This is a genomic window from Candidatus Pseudomonas phytovorans (genome assembly GCA_029202525.1).
GTDB classification, from domain to species: Bacteria; Pseudomonadota; Gammaproteobacteria; order Pseudomonadales; family Pseudomonadaceae; genus Aquipseudomonas; species Aquipseudomonas phytovorans.
On sequence record CP119325.1, the window covers coordinates 5,627,555 to 5,646,512 of the forward strand.

Genomic DNA, 18,958 nt, shown 5'->3' on the forward strand with positions numbered 1-18,958 from the left:
CCCCATAAAAAAACCGCATCCATGATGCGGTTTTTTTGTTTCAAGGTTCAGTAGCGATTACCCGGCGTATAGTAAGCACCATAGTTGAAAATCCACCGACCACTGTTATTCGGGAAATTATGCCCCTTCATCAAGGCAGCCTCCTGAATTTCATACCACCCTAGTGGCTCGACCGAGTTTTCAGCCGCTACGGTGATGATCGAACTGGTTGCAACCGATGTTAAAATGCACAGGTCTTGCCTGTCATCCCTGCCTGCTTTAGCGTAAGTTTTTGTCTGTGAATACTTGAAATTATCCGAGAACATCCCAGCCCCGGTAATACAATGGGCATAGGCCATGTGCATCTGATAAAAGTTGAATATACCCGGCCCTTCCATTTCAATTTTCTGGGACCGCGTATGGGATTTGCTAATACCTTCGGTTGAACTGGTTGTCAACTTTCCACCGATTGCACTGCCAAGAAATCCGACACCCAGCGCAACTTCTGTTTCCAGTGACGAGGTGAACGACCTGCTGAAGCCTTCTATCGTCGAAACTTCTTCAGTGTGCGACACACTGCCAGGAACACGCGCCATACCCAAGTATTCAAGATACGCCAGAATGGGTGTCGAGTACGTGCCCCAGTTCTGGTTACCGAGATACAAATCACCGTACACCGTGTCACCAAAAATCCAACAACCGGGATTTACCTTCCCATTCTGTCCATACAAATATTTTTCAATTTCGTAAGTACCCCGTTTGTGGGGAAAATCGCCTATCGCTTTTATCATGCTTTGGTCGATGAAACTCATGCAGGAACCTCACGCGGAATGGTTAGATGGCTTTTCCTGTTTGCCGGGAAAAGGCGCGCACGCCTAAACGGAGCGCGTCAGACATTAATCATTGCCACGCCATCGTATTCGTCGGCACCTGCATCAATAATCGGGAAAGGCTTCTTGCATCGGTGGCATGGCCAATATTCCGAACTTTTGTGTCTCGCTGACAGCACAAAAAACGCAAAAAAAGGGGCGCCGACCAAGCGCCCCATAAGCCGTAAAGCACACAACAGTTTCAGTTGGCGTCCAGCAGCGCCATCGCCTCCGCACTGCAGGCCTCGATCCGCGCCCAGTCGCCGTTCTTGATCCAGCTGCTGTCGAGCATCCAGGTACCGCCCACGCACATCACATTGGCCAGCGCCATGTAGTTACGCACGTTGGCCGGGTTCACGCCGCCGGTTGGGCAAAAGCGAATGTCGCCGAACGGGCCGCCAAAGGCCTTGATCGCAGCCACGCCGCCGCTGATCTCCGCCGGAAACAGCTTGAAGCGGCGGTAGCCCAAGGCATAGCCCATCATGATTTCGGAGGGTGTGCTGATACCAGGCAGCAACGGGATTTCACTGGCCACGCCCGCTTCGAGAATGTCCTGGGTAATGCCCGGGGTAACGACGAACTGTGCACCGGCAGCCTCGACGGCGGCAAACATGCTGCGATCAAGTACGGTGCCGGCCCCTACACACAACTCCGGGCGCTGCTCACGCAATACCTGAATGGCTTTGAGCCCATGCTGCGAACGCAGGGTCACTTCCAGGGTACGGATGCCGCCAGCGGCCAGGGCATCGGCCAGCGGCAGGATGTCTTGCTCACGGGCGATGGTGATTACCGGCAGGATGCGCGCCTTTTCGCAGATGGCGTCTATCCGGGCGGCTTTGTCGGCCATCGAGAGCTTTGGCTGTGGGCGTTCGAGGGTGGTCATGACAGTGGATCCTTGGCTCATGGGCACCAGTAGATGTCCAGGGGGTCGTGAAGAAAAGCGCGAATCGGCATTTCAGTAAGGTCGTTGCCAGCCAGCGCGGCGCGCAGGGTAGCGAGTTTGCCCGGCCCTTGCACGGACAGCGCTGTGAAGGCGGCGCTGGCCAGCAGCGAACGGGTCATCGACAGGCGCTGGTGCGGCACGCTCGGCGCCAGCAGTGGCAAGCAGCGACGCGGGCTTGCCGGGTCCAGGCCCGCTTCCAGGTTGGGGCTGGCGGGGAACAGCGAAGCGGTATGGCCATCGTCACCCATGCCCAGTACCAGCACATCGATTGGCGGCAGTGCGAGCAGCGCCTGGTCGGCCTTGCCAGCAGCGGCATCGAGGTTTTCTGCCTGCTGATACAGGCCGACAAAGCGGGCCTTGGCCGCCGCGTCCTTGAGCAGGTGGCGAGCCAACAGGCCTGCGTTGCTGTCAGCGTGCTCCACCGGCACCCAGCGCTCATCGGCCAGGCTGACGGTGACTTTGGCCCAGTCCAGGTGTTCGCTGGCCAGTTTCTCAAGGAATGGCACCGGGCTGCGGCCACCGGATAGCACCAAACAGGCTTGGCCTTCGGCAGCAATAGCTGCACGAAGGCGCTCGGCCACGTCATGGGCCAGGGTTGCAGCCAGCGTCTTGGCGTCCGCCAGGTCGTGAACCTTCACGGTTGCCGGCAATTTCAGTTCAGATATCCCCATACCACGCCCTCCCATCACGTGTGATCAATGCTATCGAGCTCATCGGCCCCCAGGAGCCCGCCGCGTAAGGCTTGGGCGCATCGCCTGCATTACGCCAGCCGGCGATCAACTGGTCGCACCACGTCCAGGCATATTCGATTTCGTCCTTGCGCACGAACAGGTTCTGGTTGCCACGCATCACTTCGAGCAACAGGCGCTCGTAGGCATCCGGAATCCGCGTGCTGCGCCAGGTGTCGGAAAAATTAAGCTGCAACGGGCCGCTGCGCAGTTGCATGCCTTTGTCCAGGCCCTGCTCCTTGGTCATCACCCGTAAAGAAATGCCCTCATCCGGTTGCAGGCGAATGATCAGCTTGTTACCGATTTGCAAACGCTGTTCCGGGGCGAAGATGTAGTGCGGCGTTTCCTTGAAGTGGATGACGATCTGCGACAGCTTCTGCGGCATGCGTTTGCCAGTGCGCAGGTAGAACGGCACGCCCGACCAGCGCCAGTTGCGAATGTCGGCGCGCAGGGCAACGAAGGTTTCCGTGTCGCTCTGGGCGTTGGCGTTGTCTTCTTCCAGGTAACCTGGCACCGGCTTGCCATCGCTGTAGCCGGCAATGTACTGACCACGCACCACACGGGTGCTCAAACCATCGCCTGTGATCGGTGCCAGTGCCTTCAGCACTTTCACCTTTTCGTCGCGGATGGCATCGGCCGACAGTTCGCTGGGCGGGTCCATGGCGATCAGGCACAGCAACTGCAGCAGGTGGTTCTGGATCATGTCGCGCAGCTGGCCGGCCTTGTCGAAATAGCCCCAGCGGCCTTCGATACCCACCTTTTCGGCGACGGTAATCTCCACATGGGAGATGGAATTCTGGTTCCACTGGGTTTCAAACAGGCTGTTGGCGAACCGCAGGGCAATCAGGTTCTGCACCGTCTCTTTGCCCAGATAATGGTCGATACGGTAAACCCGGTTTTCAGGGAAGAACCGCGCCACGGCATCGTTGACCCGACGCGACGACTCCAGGTCGTGGCCGATTGGTTTTTCCAGCACCACCCGGGTACGCGCGGCAAGCCCGGCCTTGTCGAGGTTTTCGCAGATGGCGCCGTACACCGCTGCCGCCGTGGCGAAATACGCAATCAGCGGCAGTTCACCCGGCAACTGCTCGGCCAGGGCCTGATAACCCTCGGGTTGCAGGAAGTCCAGGTGCTGGTAGCTCAACCGGGCGAGGAAGCGGCCCAATGCTGCGGGCTCGATATCGGCCTCGGGCACATGCCGGCGCAGGTGGCCTTCGATACTGTTCAGGTGCTCCTGCGCACTGCCCGCCTCGCGGGCCAGCGCCAGCAGGCGTGTGTCGGGGTGCAGCAGGTTGGCCCGGTCGAGCTGGTAGAGCGCGGGAAACAGCTTGCGCAATGCCAGGTCACCGAGGGCGCCAAACAGGGCAAAAGTGCAAGGTTCGACACTGATAGCAGCCATGATGTAGGTTCTTTCCTAAAGTTGGTCTAGGAATACCGCTTTCACATACGGTTTTCAAGGGATAATGTAGTAAAAACCATAACATTACACACGAATGTGACAGACAAGTGGTGCGCCACCCGCACCGACAGTACGATAGACGACCGTGCAAAAAGCCTGCTGCTTCGTCAGCCGGCTGTCTTCCCGACCCAAGGACACACCCATGGACCGCGTGCGAAACCTCCTGGAACAGATCCAGGGACGCCTCGACGAGCTGAACAAGGCCGAACGCAAAGTCGCCGAAGTCATTCTGCTCAACCCGCAACAAGCCACCCGCTTCAGCATTGCTGCGCTGGCCCAGGCGGCCAAAGTCAGCGAACCGACCGTCAACCGCTTCTGCCGCTCGTTTGGCGTTAGCGGCTACCCCGAACTCAAGCTGCAACTGGCGCAAAGCCTGGCCAGCGGCGCCGCCTACGTCAGCCGCGCGGTGGAGGCCGACGATGACCCGGCAGCCTACACCCAGAAGATCTTCGCCAGTGCCATCGCCTCGCTCGACAGCGCCTGCCAACAGCTTGACTCGCAACAAGTCAGCCGCGCTGTGGACATGATGATCCAGGCCCGGCAGATCCACTTCTTCGGCCTCGGCGCCTCGGCCCCGGTGGCCCTGGATGCACAGCACAAGTTCTTCCGCTTCAACCTGGCCGTATCGGCCCACGCCGACGTGCTGATGCAACGCATGCTGGCCTCGGTGGCCCACACCGGTGACCTGTTTGTGATCATTTCCTACACCGGGCGCACCCGCGAACTGGTCGAAGTAGCACGCGTGGCACGCGAAAACGGTGCCTCGGTACTGGGCCTGACAGCAGCAGGCTCGCCGCTGGCCAATGCCTGCAGCCTGAGCCTGCACATTCCACTGCCGGAAGACACCGACATCTACATGCCGATGACCTCACGGATTATCCAGCTGACCGTGCTCGATGTGCTGGCCACCGGCATGACCCTGCGCCGTGGCGTGGATTTCCAGCCGCACCTGCGCAAGATCAAGGAAAGCCTGAACGCCAGCCGCTACCCGATCGAGGACGACGAACTCAACTGAGCCGGTGTGCCTGCAAGCGCAAATGGGCACGCTGCCCCGGTGCCAGGCTCAGGCCTTCGCCACTGCCGCTGGCGGCCTCGACGCAGACGAAGCGCTGCGTTTCACGGCCGGTCACGCCCATCAGTGGTCGGTTGCCGGGGTGCCAGACGACGGTGTCGTCGCTGTCACCGGTATCGATGCACAGCTCGCGCTGCCAGGCCGGATCCTGTAGCTGCACCCGCGGCGTGCCCGGGTAAACCCTCTGACATCCGCCGTTGAGCTTCAGCGCGCCATCTTCACGGCAGGCCTGGCGGTTGAGGCGGTCATAACCTTCGACATCCTCCAGCCCAGACAGCGCTATCTCAGACACGTTACTGATGCGCCAGTACGCCAGCAGTGCATGGCTCAGTTGGCAAGGTTCGCTGTCTTGGTGCTCGGTGCTCAGGCTCAGTTCCATGCGGTTACCGAGCCTTGCGTGCAGGTCAACCTGCCAGTCGCACAAGTCCAGGCGCCACTTCAGGGTTACGCCCTCCTCGTCTTCACGGCTGTCGACCAGCTTCCAGTCCAGCAGGCGCGCCCAACCATGGGCCGGCCACAAATCTTCGCTGGGGTGGCGCCCATACCACGGCCAGCACACCGGCACGCCGCCACGGATCGCTCCAACCTGTGGCCACTGCTCGGCGCACCACAGCCAAGGCCGCTCACCTGCCGGCTGAAAGTGCAGCAGCTGCGCGCCCTGGCGGCTGAATACCGCCTGGCAACGGGGGTGATCGATGATCAGCACATCGCGCTGCTGGTAACGCTCCCACTCGAATGTCGGCCTTGGCCGCTGCGAGGAAAAGAAGCGATGGAGCGGATGTTCGGGCATGGTTCAGAGCTCTTTTTGTTTGAGATAGCGCTGTCTCGGCCCATCCCCGACACCCACTGCAGGCCAGTGGGTGCCGAGAGCCGAAAAGGGATTGGCGTAAATTTACAACAAATGCCCTCAGAATGACGACTGAATCTTCAAACCTGCGACCAGCGCGTTGTCCACTTCATCCACCCCACCCGGGCTCTTGATGTACTGCAGGTTGGGCCGCACGGTCAGCCAGTTGGTGACGTGGAAGCCGTAGTAGAGCTCGGCGTTGTACTCGGTGCGCTGCAGCGGCACGAAGCCTGGGTTGTCGTAATCGCTGATGCCGCTCTGGGCGTTGAGCAGTTCGGCGCGTTTCTTCACGTCGTCATTCACATGAATACGCGCTACACCAAAGCCGATGTCATCCTTGGGCCTGGCGTCGAAGGCGCCCTTGTAGACCAGCCCCACCTGCTGGTAGTTGTCGACCACGTTGGTAGCCTTGTCGTGCACGGTGAAGTTGGCGAACAGGCTGAGGCCGCGGTTGACGTCACCCGCATGGGCGGTGACCTGCTGCTGCGCCACCACCCACCAGCCGTGCTTGCTGGAGTGCGACTTGAAGGCCCCGCCGCTCAACGCCTGCGGGTTGCCATTGACGTCATCGAACACATCGTCGGCCTTGGCCGTGCTGTAGTAGTAGCCCAGGCGGTACTCGCCCGGCAGGCCGTTGACCTTGGGTGACCAGACCGCCTCCACCGGCAGGATCGCGCCCTTGGTGCCGCTGCCGCTTAGCTTGAAGCCGTTGCCGGTTTCCAGGTTGGACGGGTTCTGCTCGAAGGCACCGACCTGGACGAAGAATTCCGGGGTGATGTTGTACTTCACCCGCAGCGCCCACTGGCTGACCGGCCAGTTGTACCAGATGCCACCGACCCAGTTGCCCACCTGCGAGCCGCAGAAGGCCAGGTTCTGGAAGTCGCACGGGAAACTGTTGAAGTCTTCGCCCTCGCCGAAGCGGCCGAATTTCACGTCCAGGGCACCGTCGAAGTATTTCTGCTTGATCCACATCTGGGTCAGGCGCCAGGTCTGGCCACGGCCCCACACCTCCTGCACCGAGCTGAACTGCCCGGCGCGGGGATCGCTGATGCGGTCGTTGGAAAGGTTGCGACCGCTGCGCTCGGTGATTGCCAGCTTGAATTCGGCATCGTGCCAGCCAAAAATCTTCTGCAAATCCAGGTGCGCGCCAAGGGCGAACTGGTCGCTGTAGCGTGCAGTCTTGTCGTCGTTGTAACCGCCGTGCAGGTTACCCGCCACCTCGCCGACGTAGTCGAGGGTGAAGTCGTAGCCCTTGTCCAGCAACTCGGTGCGGGCCCCTCCCCAGTCACCGGTCATCCATTTCGACTCGCTGGAGAAGGCTTCGGCAGCCTGCGCGCCGCTGCTGCCGACCACGGCAAGCAATGCCAGCGAGCCCAATGTCCTGATACGTTTGCGCTGTTCCATCCCTTTGCGTCCTCTTTTTTCTTATTGATGGTGTAGACGAGTCAACGGCCTTTAAAGTGAGCGACGTTGTCCTTTACCGCGGCGCCAGCGCTGCCCAGATGCAGGCGCTCACCGCTGTCGGCGTCGAACAGCAGCACCCGGGCCGGGTCGAATTGCAGATTCAGATTGTCACCGACCCGGCACGCCACATCCGGCGCCAGGCGGCAGCAGACTTTGGTCTGGTTAAGGGTGACAAACACCAGCAGGTCCGGCCCGGTGGGCTCGGTGACCTGTACCTCGGCGCGAATACCCGGCAAGCCATTCCCCTCCACTGCACCCAAGGCGATCTGTTCAGGGCGGATGCCGAGGATGATCTCGCGGCCATCCAGTTCGCCAGCGGCCAACCCCAAGGGCAGCTCGCAGCGCGCCTGCCCGCTGTCGAGCAGCGCCAGCAAGCGACCATCCTGTTGCTTCAGGCGCACCGGGATGAAATTCATCGGCGGCGAACCGATGAAGCTGGCGACAAACTGGTTGGCCGGGTCGTTGTAGATCTGCTGCGGGGTCCCGAACTGCTGAATGATGCCGTCTTTCATTACCGCCACCTTGTCACCCAGGGTCATGGCCTCGATCTGGTCATGGGTGACGTACACGGTGGTAGTCTTCAGGCGCTGGTGCATCAGCTTCATTTCGGTGCGCATCTCGACCCGCAGCTTGGCATCGAGGTTGGACAGCGGCTCATCAAACAGGTAGATCTTCGGCCGCCGCGCCAGCGCCCGGCCCATGGCTACCCGTTGCTGCTGGCCACCGGACAGCTGGGCCGGCTTGCGCGCCAGCAGGTGTTCGATCTGCAGCAGCTTGGCCACCCGCGCCACCTCTTCGTCGATGGCCGCCTGCGGCATCTTGCGGATCTTCAGGCCAAACTCGATGTTCTCGCGCACGCTCATGGTCGGGTACAGCGCGTAGGACTGGAACACCATGGCGATGTCACGGTCCTTGGGGCTCATGCCACTGACGTCCTGCTCGTCGATAAGAATTGCACCACCGGTGATCTGCTCCAGGCCGGCGATGCAGTTCATCAAGGTCGATTTGCCGCAGCCAGAGGGGCCGACCAGGATCAGGAACTCGCCATCCTTGATCGACAGCTGAATGTCCTTGAGGGTATCCGGCAAGCCGCTGCCGTAGGTCTTGTTCACATTGCGAAGTTCGAGCGTTGCCATGACTTACCCCTTGACCGCGCCAGCCGTCAGCCCGCGGACGAAATATTTGCCTGCCACCACATAGACCAGCAGGGTTGGCAGGCCGGCGATCATCGCTGCCGCCATGTCGACGTTGTATTCCTTGGCCCCGGTGCTGGTATTGACCAGGTTGTTCAGGGCCACGGTGATCGGTTGCGAATCACCACTGGAGAACACCACGCCAAACAGGAAATCGTTCCAGATCTGAGTGAACTGCCAGATCAGGCAGACCATGATGGTCGGCGTAGACATCGGCAGAATGATGCGCCGGAAGATGGTGAAGAACCCGGCACCGTCCAGGCGCGCGGCCTTGACCAGCGCATCGGGGATGCTCACGTAGAAATTGCGGAAAAACAGCGTGGTAAAAGCCAGCCCATACACCACATGCACCAGCACTAGGCCGCCTGTGGTGCTCGCCAGGCCCAGCTTGCCGAGAGTGAACGAGGCCGGCAGCAGCACCGTCTGGAACGGCAGGAAGCAGCCGAAAAGCAGCAGGCCGAAGAACAGCTGCGAGCCACGGAAACGCCACATCGACAGCACATAGCCGTTCAGCGCGCCAACGGTGGTGGAGATCAGCACCGCTGGGACTGTGATCATGATCGAGTTCCAGAAGTAACCGTTGACCGTGGCCCAGGCCTTGACCCAGCCAATGCCGGTAATCACCGCTGGCCAGCTCAGCAGGTTGCCGGTGCTGATGTCTTCGGGGGTCTTGAAGCTGGTGAGCAACATCACCACCAAGGGCACCAGGTACAGCAGCACAGCGATCAGCAACACCGCGTGGATGGCAATGCGGCTCGGGCTGAGTGCCGGTTTGTCGACAGGGCTATGCATGGCGTTTGCTCCGCAGCTCCGAGTACAGGTAAGGCACGAGGATCGCCAGGATCGCCCCGAGCATGAGGATGGCGCTGGCAGAGCCCATGCCCATCTGCCCGCGGCTGAAGGTGAACGAATACATGAACATCGCTGGCAGGTCGGAGGAGTAGCCCGGGCCACCGGCGGTCATCGCCGCGACCAGGTCAAAGCTCTTGATGGCGATGTGCGAAAGGATCATCAGTGCACTGAAGAACACCGGGCGCAGGCTGGGCAGCACCACCGTCCAGTAGATGCGCGGCAAGCTGGCGCCATCCATCTGCGCCGCGCGAATGATCGACGGATCGACACCACGCAGGCCGGCGAGGAACATCGCCATGATGAAGCCCGAGGCCTGCCACACGGCAGCGATCACCAGGCAATACACCACACGGTCGGGGTCGATCAGCCAATCCAGGCGAAAGCCCTCCCAGCCCCAGTCGCGCAACAATTTGTCCAGGCCCATGCCGGGGTTGAGCAGCCACTTCCAGGCGGTGCCGGTAACGATCATCGACAGCGCCATGGGGTACAGGTAAATAGTGCGGATGAAGCCTTCGCGGCGGATGCGCTGGTCCAGCAGCACCGCCAGCAGTACGCCGATGGCCAGGCTGATGGCGATGAACAGGCCGCCAAACAGAAGCAGGTTCTTGCTGGCCACCCACCAGCGGTCGTTGTCGAACAGCCGGGCGTATTGTGCAAGGCCGGCCCACTTGTAGGTGGGCAAGAAGGTCGAGGTGGTGAAGGACAGCACGAAGGTCCAGAGGATATAGCCGTAGAAGCCCACCAGGACGATGAACATGCTCGGCGCCAGCACCAGTTTGGGCAGCCAGCGCTGAAGCGCGTCCAGGGGTGAGGCCCGCAGTTGGGCGGTGGTTGTGGTCATGGTTTACCTCAAAGACGCCGCCGCACGCTTTTGTGGGAGCGGCCTTGTGTCGCGAAAGGGCTGCGCAGCAGCCCCGGGGGCCTGGTGAACGAAGCTGTTCTGAAAGGACTGCGCTGCCTGGTTTTGGGACTGCTATGCAGTCCATCGCGACGCAAGGCCGCTCCCACAGTCAGGCCGCGCAAGCCTGAGAATTGCTTACTGGGCAGCCTTGATCGCCGCCGCCAGCTTCTTCGCCGCATCAGCCGGGTCGGCCTTGGGGTCGTTGATATAGTTGGTCACCACATCGAAGAACGCACCCTGCACGGCCAGCGTGGTAGCCATGTTGTGCGCCATGCTGGGCTGCAGGCCGCCATTTTTCGCGTCGGCCAGGAAGTCATTGGCCGACCTCTGGGCGCAAGCGTCGAAGCCATACGCGCCCATGTCGGCGAGCATGTCATTACGCACGGGGATGGACCCCTTGTTGGTGCTGAAGACCTTCTGGAAATCCTGGCCGAGCACCTTGCGGGCAATGTCCTGCTGACCGGCAGATGTCCCGGCGTTGTTCTGCTTGAACACCACCAACGAGTCGATGTTGTACAGGAACGCCTTGTCGGTGCCGGGGAATGGCACGCATTGGTAGTCCGTGCCGGCGGTTTTCTTCGCCAGGGTCCACTCGCTCTTGGCCCAGTCGCCCATGATCTGCATGCCGGCTTTGCCATTGATGACCTTGGCCGCTTCCAGGTTCCAGTCCTGGCCTTTGCCATCAGGGTCCATGTAGGTGGCGACCCTTTTCAGCTCGGTCAATGCCTTGACCATGTCCGGGCCGGTCAGTGCCGCGTTGTCGAGGTCGACCATGGCCTTCTTGTAGCCCTCAGCCCCCATCACCGACAGCACTACGCTTTCGAACACGGTGCTGTCCTGCCACGGCTGACCGCCATGGGCCAACGGAATGAAGCCGGCGGCCTTGAGCTTGTCGGCAGCGGCATAGAATTCGTCGAGGGTGGCAGGCGCCTTGTCGATGCCCGCCTTTTTGAACACTTCGGGGTTGATCCACAGCCAGTTGGTGCGGTGGATGTTTACCGGCACGGCCACATAATTACCGTCGTACTTCACCGTGTCGGCAACCTGCCTGGCAAGCAGCGCGTCCCATTTTTCGTCCTTGGCCACGCCCTTGAGCACATCGCTATCAAGCAGGCCGGTGGCCGCCCAGTCCTGAATATCCGGGCCCTTGATCTGCGCAACTCCCGGTGGGTTACCTGCTACGGCGCGGCTCTTGAGCACGGTCATGGCCGTTGCACCGCCGCCGCCAGCGACAGCGCCGTCCTTCCAGGTGAAGCCGTCTTTTTCGACCTGGGCCTTGAGCACATCGACCGCGGCCTTTTCACCACCGGAGGTCCACCAGTGCACCACTTCGACACTGCCTTTGGAGTCGGCAGCCAAAGCGCTCAGCGGGAGTAATGAGGCAATAGAGATCGCGGCAGCGAGACGGAGCGTGGAATTCATCGAAGCACCTTTCTTGTTGTTATGCCGTGCAAGTCGGTCGCTTGCGTTGTATGGAGTCTAAACAGCGTGCCCGCCCCGCCAGGTAACGAAGCGATGCGTGAATGTCATCGTTTGGTTACATTGCCGGTGCAGGCAGCACAAGCATTCAGTCCGTGCCTCGTGGCAGGTACAAGGTCACCCGCAACCCGCCTTCACGCAGGTTCAATAAACTCACCTCACCCCCATGGCTATGGGCGATGTTGCGCGCAATCCCCAACCCCAGCCCATACCCCTGCTGCTGCCCGGCCAGGCGGAAGTGCGGCTCGAACACCTGCTCCAGCTGCTGCTGCGGTACGCCCGGCCCCTGATCGTCCACCTGCAACACAAAGCCATTGTCACCGTCGATGATGCGCAACCGCGCACGCTCGCCGTATTTGATGGCGTTGTCGATCAGGTTGCCGATACAGCGCCGCAGCGCCAGCGGCTTGCCTGGGTAAGGGGCCAGCGCCCGGCCTTCGACGCTGATACGGCCATCACGCAGATAAGGCTCCGCCAGAATCTCCAGCACCTGGTTGAGGTCGACCGGCTCTATGTTTTCGTGGATATCGGTGTCCTTCACGCACTGCAAGGCGCCTTTGACCAGCAACTCCAGCTCGTCCAGGTCCTGGCTGAACTTGGCCTGCAGGCGTTCGTCTTCCAGCAATTCGACACGCAGGCGCAGGCGGGTGATCGGCGTGCGCAGGTCGTGGGAGATGGCGCTGAACAGCTGGCTGCGTTCCGTCAGGTAGCGGCTGATGCGCTCACGCATGCTGTTGAACGCCCGGCTGACTTCGACTACTTCGCTACCACCCCCTTCAGTCACCGGCGCCACATCGGCGCCCAGCGACATCTCACGCGCAGCCCGCGCCAGGCGCTTGAGCGGCCAGCTCTGCCAGTGCACCAGTAAACCGATGAACAACAGCAGCAAGGCGGTGGTGAGCACGATGAAACCGATCTGCTGCCGGGGCAGGCGTTCGACCTCAAGGCTGGTGTAAGGCTCGGGCAGCAGCGAGGCGATGTACAACCACTCGCCCTCGCCCAGGCGGATTTGCGTTACCAGTACCGGCGGGTTGAGCGGCTCCAGGGTCAGGGAGTAATGCGCCCAGGAGCGTGGCAGCTCGTCGAGTTTCAGGCCGCTGTTGAAAATGCGCAGGTCGTCAGGGCTGACAAACTCTACGGAAATTTCCATCTGCGACCCCAGCCGCTCATGCAGCACCTGCTGGAACACATCGATCACTGCCTGCTTGCGCGGTGTGACGGGCAGTACCTGCATGTCCAGCGGCGTGGCGTTGAGCGACACGAAAAAGCGCGTGCCGCCCATGCTGCGCAACTGGTCGAGCACCATGGGCCGATAGGCCACCGGCAACGAGCGGAAGTAACTGACGCTGGCACTCATCGAATGGGCCAGGCTACTGGCGCTGGCGCGCAGGCCCTGCAGCTGGCTGGCACGCAACTGGGCGACCCAGATGATGCTCGACAGGCCTTGCGCCAGCAGTACCACCAACAGGGTCAGCAGCAACATGCGCCCAAGCAGCGAACGCGGCAGCAGGCGCCAAAGACGCTCAGGGCGCACTGCAGACATGCGCAGCCAGCAGGTAGCCACTGCCGCGCACGGTGCGGATCAGCCGGGGTGGTTTGTCGGTGTCGCGCAGGCGCTGACGCAGGCGGCTGACACCCATGTCGACGATGCGGTCCAGAGGCATCGGCTCGCGGCCGCGGGTGGCGTTGCCGATGGTGTCACGGTCAAGAATCTGCTGCGGGTGGTCGAGGAACAGCTTGAGCAGGGCGAAGTCGGCACCCGACAGCACCACCTCTTCGCCATCACGGTGGAACAGCCGGTGGCTGACCGTGTCCAGGCGCCAGTCGTCGAACGCCAGCACCGCATTGCCCGGCGCCGCCTGGCCAAACTCGGCGCGACGCAGCAGGGCCTTGATCCGCGCTTGCAGCTCACGCGGGCTGAAGGGTTTGCCCAGGTAATCGTCGGCGCCCAGCTCCAGGCCGATGACCCGGTCGGCTTCGTCGGAGCTGGCGGTGAGCATGATGATCGGCACCCGTGCCTGGCGCGGGTGTTGGCGTACCCAGCGGCACAGGCTGAAGCCGTCTTCGTCGGGCAGCATGACGTCGAGGATGACCAGGTCGCAGGGGCTGGTTTCCAGGGCGCGGCGAAAGCCTGCGCCGTCGGCTTCGGCATGCACCTGAAAGCCGGAGCGGCTCAGGTAGGTTTGCAGCAGTTCGCGGATTTCCTGGTCGTCGTCGACCATCAGGATCGATTTGCCGGCAGTGCTCAAGGTGGTCCTTCCTCTTGTCAGTTACAGGTCTTTTTGCCTGTTGTCCGGTGTTACCTTCGGGGGCCGCTGCGCGCCCCCCATTTCACTTACTTGTGATCCAGCGCCTGCTGCAAGGCCACACCAGCACCCAGCAACCCGGAAAACTCCGCCGTCACCAGCCACACTGGCACGCCAGCAAAATAGCCGCTCATGCAACCCTTGTCGGCAAAGCTTGCGGCAAACCCGCTGCGCAGGAACAGCTCGGCAAAGCGCGGGATCACCCCGCCGACAATATAGACCCCACCCCGCGCGCCCAAGGTCAGCACATTGTTACCGGCCACGCGCCCAAGGAACCGACAGAACTGCTCGACCACCGCCAGCGCCCGTGGCTCACCGCCCAGCGCGGCATCGGTGATCTGCGCCGGGGTCTTGTGCCTGGGTGTGTCGCCGTCCAGCGCGCAGATCGCCTGGTACAGGCGCACCAGGCCGCCGCCACTGAGTACGGTCTCCGCGCTGACATGGCCGATCTGGCCGTGAATCTGCTGATGGATCGCCGCTTCGCGGGCATTGCCCACCGGCAGGTCGACATGCCCACCCTCCCCCGGCAAGGCCTGCCAGTGCTGCTCACCCAGGCGCAGCAGCGAACCCACGCCCAAGCCAGTGCCTGGCCCGATCACCAACGCCGGCCGCGAAGGGTCGGCCTGACCGGGGCACACCTCGCGGAACTCCCCTTCGCGCAGGCGGGTCATGCCCAGCGCCATGGCGGTAAAATCGTTGATCAGAATTAGTCGCTCGACCTGCAAGGTCTCGCAGAACGCTGCACGGCTCAGCCGCCAGTGATTGTTGGTGAAGCGGAATTCATCACCGTCGACCGGCCCGGCCACCGCCAGGCACACCGCCGCCAGACCGCCACGGGCGATGCCCTGGTCCTGCAGGTAGGCCTCAATGGCCTGCTCCGGGCTGGTGTAGTCTGCGGTGGCGAAGACTTTTACCTCGTGCAGCTGATTGTCACGCCACAACGCAAAACGGGCATTGGTGCCGCCGATGTCGCCAACCAGCAGGTCTTTCATTTGAGGTGCTCCAGGCCAGAGGTAAAGGCACTGGCGCCCTGCTCTGCCGGGCTGAACGCCATGCGCATGAAGCCAAACAGCTCGCGCCCACAACCCAGGTCGTTGCCTTGGGGGGCAGGCGGCAGGTCGCGGCTGGCCAGTTCTTCGGCCGACACCATCACCCGCAGCGTGCCTTCGGCGCCATCGACCCGCACGATATCACCATCGCGCACGCGCGCCAGCGGGCCGCCGTCATACGCTTCGGGGCAAACGTGGATAGCCGCCGGGATCTTGCCCGAGGCACCCGACATGCGCCCGTCGGTCACCAGCGCCACTTTGTAACCACGGTCTTGCAGCACGCCGAGGAACGGCGTGAGCTTGTGCAGTTCTGGCATGCCGTTGCAGCGCGGGCCCTGGAAGCGCACCACGGCGACAAAGTCGCACTCCAGCTCGCCAGCCTTGAATGCCTCGGCCAGCGACTGCTGGTCCTGGAACACCCGCGCCGGGGCCTCGACCACCTGATGCTCGGGGGCGACGGCAGAAACTTTCATCACACCACGGCCGAGGTTGCCTTCCATCACCCGCAGGCCGCCTTCAGCCGAAAACGGCCGCGCCACCGGCCGCAGAATGCTCTCGTCCAGGCTCTGCTGCGGCCCTTCGCGCCACACCAGCTTGCCGTTATCGAGGAACGGTTCCTGGGTGTAGCGGCGCAGGCCGTGGCCGGCCACGGTGTTGACGTCTTCGTGCAGCAGCCCGGCATCGAGCAGCTCGCGGATAAGGAAGGCCATGCCGCCAGCGGCCTGGAAGTGGTTGATGTCGGCCTTGCCGTTGGGGTACACGTGCGACAGGGTCGGCACCACCTCGGAGAGGTCGGCCATGTCCTGCCAGGTCAGCTGGATACCTGCCGCCTGGGCAATCGCCGGAATGTGCAAGGTGTGGTTGGTCGAGCCACCGGTGGCGTGCAAAGCCACGATGGAGTTGACCAGTGCCTTCTCGTCGACAATTTCACCCAGCGGCATGAAGCTGCCGCTGGCCTTGGTCATGCGCGTGACCTGCTGCGCGGCCTCGGCGGTGAGCGCGTCGCGCAGCGGGGTATACGGGTTGACGAACGAGGCGCCCGGCAGGTGCAGGCCCATCACTTCCATCACCAGCTGGTTGGTATTGGCCGTGCCGTAGAAGGTGCAGGTACCCGGGCTGTGATAGGAGTTCATCTCCGACTCCAGCAGTTCCTCGCGGCTGGCCTTGCCTTCGGCATAGCGCTGGCGCACGTCGGCCTTTTGCTTGTTGGAGATACCGGACACCATCGGCCCACCCGGGACGAACACAGTCGGCAGATGGCCGAAACGCAGTGCGCCCATCATCAGGCCGGGGACGATCTTGTCACAGATACCCAGCATCAGCGCGGCATCGAACATGTTGTGGGACAGCGCTACCGCGGTGGACATGGCAATCACTTCGCGGCTGGCGATGGCCAGTTCCATGCCCGGCTCGCCCTGGGTTACACCGTCGCACATGGCCGGCACGCCGCCGGCGAACTGGCCGACCGAACCGACCTCGCGCAGGGCCTGCTTGATCTGCTCAGGGAAGTGCAGATACGGCTGGTGAGCAGACAACATGTCGTTATAAGCCGAGACGATGGCCACATTGGCTGCGTTCATCAGGCGCAGCGTCTGCTTGTCCTCGCTGCCACAACCCGCCACGCCATGAGCGAAGTTGGCGCACTGCAGGCTGGCACGCATGGGGCCTTCACTGGCCGCGCCGCGAATCAGCTGCAGGTAGCGTTCGCGGGTGGCACGGCTGCGTTCGATCAGCCGCTGGGTGACCTCAAGGATGCGCGGATGCATGTACTGGACTCCAGGCTAATTGTAAGGGCGGTTTACCGGGCATTTCCCCTCCAAACGATTGCGGCCTAGGCTCAAGGCAAGGAGCCTGCTGCATCGGTGGAGGCACGTCGCCCAACCACTCGTTGTATGTTTAAACAAAATACTGCCACTAAAAAGGCTTGTTTTCTATCGGCCAGTGAATAATCTTGTAATTCCAACAACAAAACCGTTTCAGTGAAGCTCCTTTTTGCCACAGGTTTCACTCGGACTGCCAGAGGTACTGCCATGACCCTACGCATCGCCATCAATGGATTCGGCCGCATCGGGCGCAACGTCCTGCGCGCACTGTATACCCAAGGCTACCGCCAGGACCTGCAGGTCGTCGCCATCAACGACCTGGGCGACAGCGCCATGAATGCCCACTTGCTGAAGTACGACAGCGTACACGGCACCTTCGATGCCACGGTCGAGGCCGACCACGAAAGCCTGACGGTCAATGGTGACCGCATCGCAGTCAGTGCCATCCGCAACCCGGCCGAACTGCCCTGGAAAGCCGAGGCGATCGACGTGGTGTTCGAGTGCACAGGGCTGTTCACCGACCGCGCCAAGGCTGCCGCGCACCTGGCCGCCGGGGCGGGCAAGGTGATTGTCTCGGCGCCGTCCAAGGGCGCCGATGCCACTGTGGTGTACGGGGTCAACCATGACCTTCTGCGGGCCTCGCACCAGGTCATTTCCAACGCCTCCTGTACCACCAACTGCCTGGCGCCGATCGCCCAGGTGCTGCACCGTGAGTTCGGCATCGAGCAGGGCCTGATGACCACCATTCATGCCTACACCAACGACCAGGTACTGACCGACATGTACCACAGCGACCCGTACCGCGCGCGCTCGGCCACCCAGTCGATGATCCCGAGCAAGACCGGCGCAGCCGAAGCCGTTGGCCTGGTGCTGCCGGAGCTGGCTGGCAAGCTGACCGGCATGGCAGTAAGGGTGCCGGTGATCAACGTGTCGCTGGTGGACCTCACCGTCAACCTCAAGCGCGAGGCCACGGCCGAGCAGGTCAACCAGTTGTTCCTTGAAGCCAGCAAGCATTCCAGGGTATTGGGCTACAACGCCTTACCGTTGGTTTCCTGCGATTTCAACCACAACCCGCTGTCGTCCATTTTCGATGCCAACCACACCCGGGCCAACGGGCGCATGCTCAAGGTGCTGGCGTGGTATGACAACGAGTGGGGGTTCAGTAACCGGATGCTGGATAACTGTCTGGCGCTGTGCCGGGCAAGCTGACGCACTCTTTGTGGGAGCGGCCTTGCGTCGCGAAAGGGCCGCAAAGCGGCCCCGGATTTCAGCTTTTGCACAGAAATTTCTGGGGCTGCTTTGCAGCCCTTTCGCGACGCAAGGCCGCTCCCACAAAAGCACGCTGACCGCCTGCAACGTACAATCTTTACCTTTTCTTAACATTTTCACACTTGACCTTCGGCATGGATGATAAGCATTATCATTAACCTTTCGTCGGCCAGGTCCCCCTGTGAGTCAGTCCCGGTTCAACTCCGTCTTCCTCGTCCAGCGCCTCACCCTGCTGCGGACCTTGCAGCGCATGGTCGGCAACCACAGCACGGCCGAAGACCTGCTGCAGGAAACCTACCTGCGGGTGTCCCGCGCCCTGGGCGAGCGGCCCATCGAGCACATCGAGCCCTTCGTGTTCCAGACCGCGCGCAACCTGGCACTGGACCACCTGCGGGCACGCCGGGTGCAGGCACGCATGCTGGTGGACGACGTGCCCGACGAAGTGCTGCACAGCGTGGCCGCGCCCGCCACCAGCAGCGAGGATGCCGCCCATGCCGAGCAGTTGCTCAAGCACCTGAGCGTCAGCCTCAACCAGTTGAGCGAACGCCAGCAGCGAATCTTCATCCTCAGCCGCCTGCATGGCGCCACCTACCTGGAAATCGCCGAACAACTGAGTGTTTCGCCCAGCACGGTGCAGAAGGAACTGAAGCTGATCATGGCGATCTGCATAGGTGTTGCCGAACGCCTCAAGTGAGCCGGGCGCAGGCAAGCGTTAACGCAAAGCC

17 protein-coding genes are annotated in these 18,958 nt (G+C 62.0%); 3 read left to right on the top strand and 14 right to left on the bottom strand.

What is annotated here, in order from left to right:
* Window positions 1-47: 47 nt before the first annotated feature.
* The 4 genes from P0Y58_24860 to zwf form a co-directional block, all read right to left on the bottom strand.
* Window positions 48-791 (bottom strand): monalysin family beta-barrel pore-forming toxin, encoded by a 744-nt coding sequence (locus P0Y58_24860; protein WEK30082.1) that lies wholly within the window; start codon window positions 789-791, stop codon window positions 48-50.
* A gap of 259 nt (window positions 792-1,050) precedes the next feature.
* Window positions 1,051-1,731 (bottom strand): bifunctional 4-hydroxy-2-oxoglutarate aldolase/2-dehydro-3-deoxy-phosphogluconate aldolase, encoded by a 681-nt coding sequence (locus P0Y58_24865; protein ID WEK30083.1) that lies wholly within the window; start codon window positions 1,729-1,731, stop codon window positions 1,051-1,053.
* Between the two features lie 17 nt (window positions 1,732-1,748).
* Window positions 1,749-2,462, bottom strand: coding sequence for a 6-phosphogluconolactonase (gene pgl, locus P0Y58_24870; protein ID WEK30084.1), 714 nt, complete (start codon window positions 2,460-2,462; stop codon window positions 1,749-1,751).
* On the bottom strand, window positions 2,449-3,918 hold the full coding sequence (zwf, locus tag P0Y58_24875; GenBank protein ID WEK30085.1) for a glucose-6-phosphate dehydrogenase: 1,470 nt from the start codon (window positions 3,916-3,918) through the stop codon (window positions 2,449-2,451). The genes pgl and zwf overlap by 14 nt, the downstream gene beginning before the upstream one ends.
* Window positions 3,919-4,129: 211 nt before the next feature.
* Here zwf and hexR point away from each other — a divergent pair, with 211 nt between their 5' ends.
* Window positions 4,130-4,993, top strand: a complete 864-nt coding sequence (hexR, locus tag P0Y58_24880) for a DNA-binding transcriptional regulator HexR (protein WEK33394.1) — start codon at window positions 4,130-4,132, stop codon at window positions 4,991-4,993.
* On the opposite strand, the gene P0Y58_24885 is transcribed toward hexR, so the two are convergent.
* The 10 genes from P0Y58_24885 to edd all read right to left on the bottom strand — a co-directional run bounded on the left by P0Y58_24885 (window position 4,986) and on the right by edd (window position 16,907).
* On the bottom strand, window positions 4,986-5,840 hold the full coding sequence (locus P0Y58_24885; GenBank protein ID WEK30086.1) for a D-hexose-6-phosphate mutarotase: 855 nt from the start codon (window positions 5,838-5,840) through the stop codon (window positions 4,986-4,988). The genes hexR and P0Y58_24885 overlap by 8 nt on opposite strands.
* Window positions 5,841-5,957: 117 nt before the next feature.
* Window positions 5,958-7,301: a carbohydrate porin gene (locus tag P0Y58_24890; GenBank protein ID WEK30087.1), complete on the bottom strand. Its 1,344-nt coding sequence runs from the start codon at window positions 7,299-7,301 to the stop codon at window positions 5,958-5,960.
* A gap of 41 nt (window positions 7,302-7,342) precedes the next feature.
* Complete coding sequence (gene ugpC, locus P0Y58_24895) at window positions 7,343-8,497, bottom strand: sn-glycerol-3-phosphate ABC transporter ATP-binding protein UgpC (GenBank protein WEK30088.1); 1,155 nt, start codon at window positions 8,495-8,497, stop codon at window positions 7,343-7,345.
* Window positions 8,498-8,500: 3 nt separating this feature from the next.
* Entirely contained in the window at window positions 8,501-9,346 is an 846-nt protein-coding gene (locus P0Y58_24900; GenBank protein WEK30089.1) for a carbohydrate ABC transporter permease, read from the bottom strand.
* Entirely contained in the window at window positions 9,339-10,247 is a 909-nt protein-coding gene (locus P0Y58_24905; protein ID WEK30090.1) for a sugar ABC transporter permease, read from the bottom strand. The genes P0Y58_24900 and P0Y58_24905 overlap by 8 nt, the downstream gene beginning before the upstream one ends.
* A gap of 195 nt (window positions 10,248-10,442) precedes the next feature.
* A complete protein-coding gene (locus tag P0Y58_24910) occupies window positions 10,443-11,729 on the bottom strand; it encodes an ABC transporter substrate-binding protein (GenBank protein WEK30091.1) in 1,287 nt (428 codons plus the stop codon).
* Window positions 11,730-11,874: 145 nt separating this feature from the next.
* The gene (locus P0Y58_24915; GenBank protein WEK30092.1) at window positions 11,875-13,329 is read right to left on the bottom strand and encodes an ATP-binding protein; all 1,455 of its coding nucleotides are present in this window, start codon (window positions 13,327-13,329) and stop codon (window positions 11,875-11,877) included.
* Window positions 13,310-14,035, bottom strand: a complete 726-nt coding sequence (gene gltR / locus P0Y58_24920; GenBank protein ID WEK30093.1) for a two-component system response regulator GltR — start codon at window positions 14,033-14,035, stop codon at window positions 13,310-13,312. The genes P0Y58_24915 and gltR overlap by 20 nt, the downstream gene beginning before the upstream one ends.
* Before the next feature lie 86 nt (window positions 14,036-14,121).
* Window positions 14,122-15,084: a glucokinase gene (locus P0Y58_24925; protein WEK30094.1), complete on the bottom strand. Its 963-nt coding sequence runs from the start codon at window positions 15,082-15,084 to the stop codon at window positions 14,122-14,124.
* Window positions 15,081-16,907 carry a phosphogluconate dehydratase gene (gene edd, locus P0Y58_24930; protein WEK30095.1) on the bottom strand — a complete coding sequence of 609 codons (1,827 nt, stop codon included), beginning with the start codon at window positions 16,905-16,907 and terminating at the stop codon, window positions 15,081-15,083. Before edd ends, P0Y58_24925 begins: the two co-directional genes overlap by 4 nt.
* Before the next feature lie 264 nt (window positions 16,908-17,171).
* On the opposite strand from edd, the gene gap reads away from it, so the two are divergent.
* Entirely contained in the window at window positions 17,172-18,173 is a 1,002-nt protein-coding gene (gene gap, locus P0Y58_24935) for a type I glyceraldehyde-3-phosphate dehydrogenase (protein WEK30096.1), read from the top strand.
* A 241-nt stretch (window positions 18,174-18,414) separates the two neighbouring features.
* The gene (locus P0Y58_24940) at window positions 18,415-18,927 is read left to right on the top strand and encodes a sigma-70 family RNA polymerase sigma factor (GenBank protein ID WEK30097.1); all 513 of its coding nucleotides are present in this window, start codon (window positions 18,415-18,417) and stop codon (window positions 18,925-18,927) included.
* Window positions 18,928-18,958 lie beyond the last annotated feature (31 nt).

Excerpts from the sequence above, each read along its gene's own strand:
- P0Y58_24860 (WEK30082.1), bottom strand. The coding sequence starts at position 791 with ATGAGTTTCATCGACCAAAGCATGATAAAAGCGATAGGCGATTTTCCC.
- P0Y58_24865 (WEK30083.1), bottom strand. The coding sequence starts at position 1,731 with ATGACCACCCTCGAACGCCCACAGCCAAAGCTCTCGATGGCCGACAAA.
- pgl (WEK30084.1), bottom strand. The coding sequence starts at position 2,462 with ATGGGGATATCTGAACTGAAATTGCCGGCAACCGTGAAGGTTCACGAC.
- zwf (WEK30085.1), bottom strand. The coding sequence starts at position 3,918 with ATGGCTGCTATCAGTGTCGAACCTTGCACTTTTGCCCTGTTTGGCGCC.
- P0Y58_24885 (WEK30086.1), bottom strand. The coding sequence starts at position 5,840 with ATGCCCGAACATCCGCTCCATCGCTTCTTTTCCTCGCAGCGGCCAAGG.
- P0Y58_24890 (WEK30087.1), bottom strand. The coding sequence starts at position 7,301 with ATGGAACAGCGCAAACGTATCAGGACATTGGGCTCGCTGGCATTGCTT.
- ugpC (WEK30088.1), bottom strand. The coding sequence starts at position 8,497 with ATGGCAACGCTCGAACTTCGCAATGTGAACAAGACCTACGGCAGCGGC.
- P0Y58_24900 (WEK30089.1), bottom strand. The coding sequence starts at position 9,346 with ATGCATAGCCCTGTCGACAAACCGGCACTCAGCCCGAGCCGCATTGCC.
- P0Y58_24905 (WEK30090.1), bottom strand. The coding sequence starts at position 10,247 with ATGACCACAACCACCGCCCAACTGCGGGCCTCACCCCTGGACGCGCTT.
- P0Y58_24910 (WEK30091.1), bottom strand. The coding sequence starts at position 11,729 with ATGAATTCCACGCTCCGTCTCGCTGCCGCGATCTCTATTGCCTCATTA.
- P0Y58_24915 (WEK30092.1), bottom strand. The coding sequence starts at position 13,329 with ATGTCTGCAGTGCGCCCTGAGCGTCTTTGGCGCCTGCTGCCGCGTTCG.
- P0Y58_24925 (WEK30094.1), bottom strand. The coding sequence starts at position 15,084 with ATGAAAGACCTGCTGGTTGGCGACATCGGCGGCACCAATGCCCGTTTT.
- edd (WEK30095.1), bottom strand. The coding sequence starts at position 16,907 with ATGCATCCGCGCATCCTTGAGGTCACCCAGCGGCTGATCGAACGCAGC.
- gap (WEK30096.1), top strand. The coding sequence starts at position 17,172 with ATGACCCTACGCATCGCCATCAATGGATTCGGCCGCATCGGGCGCAAC.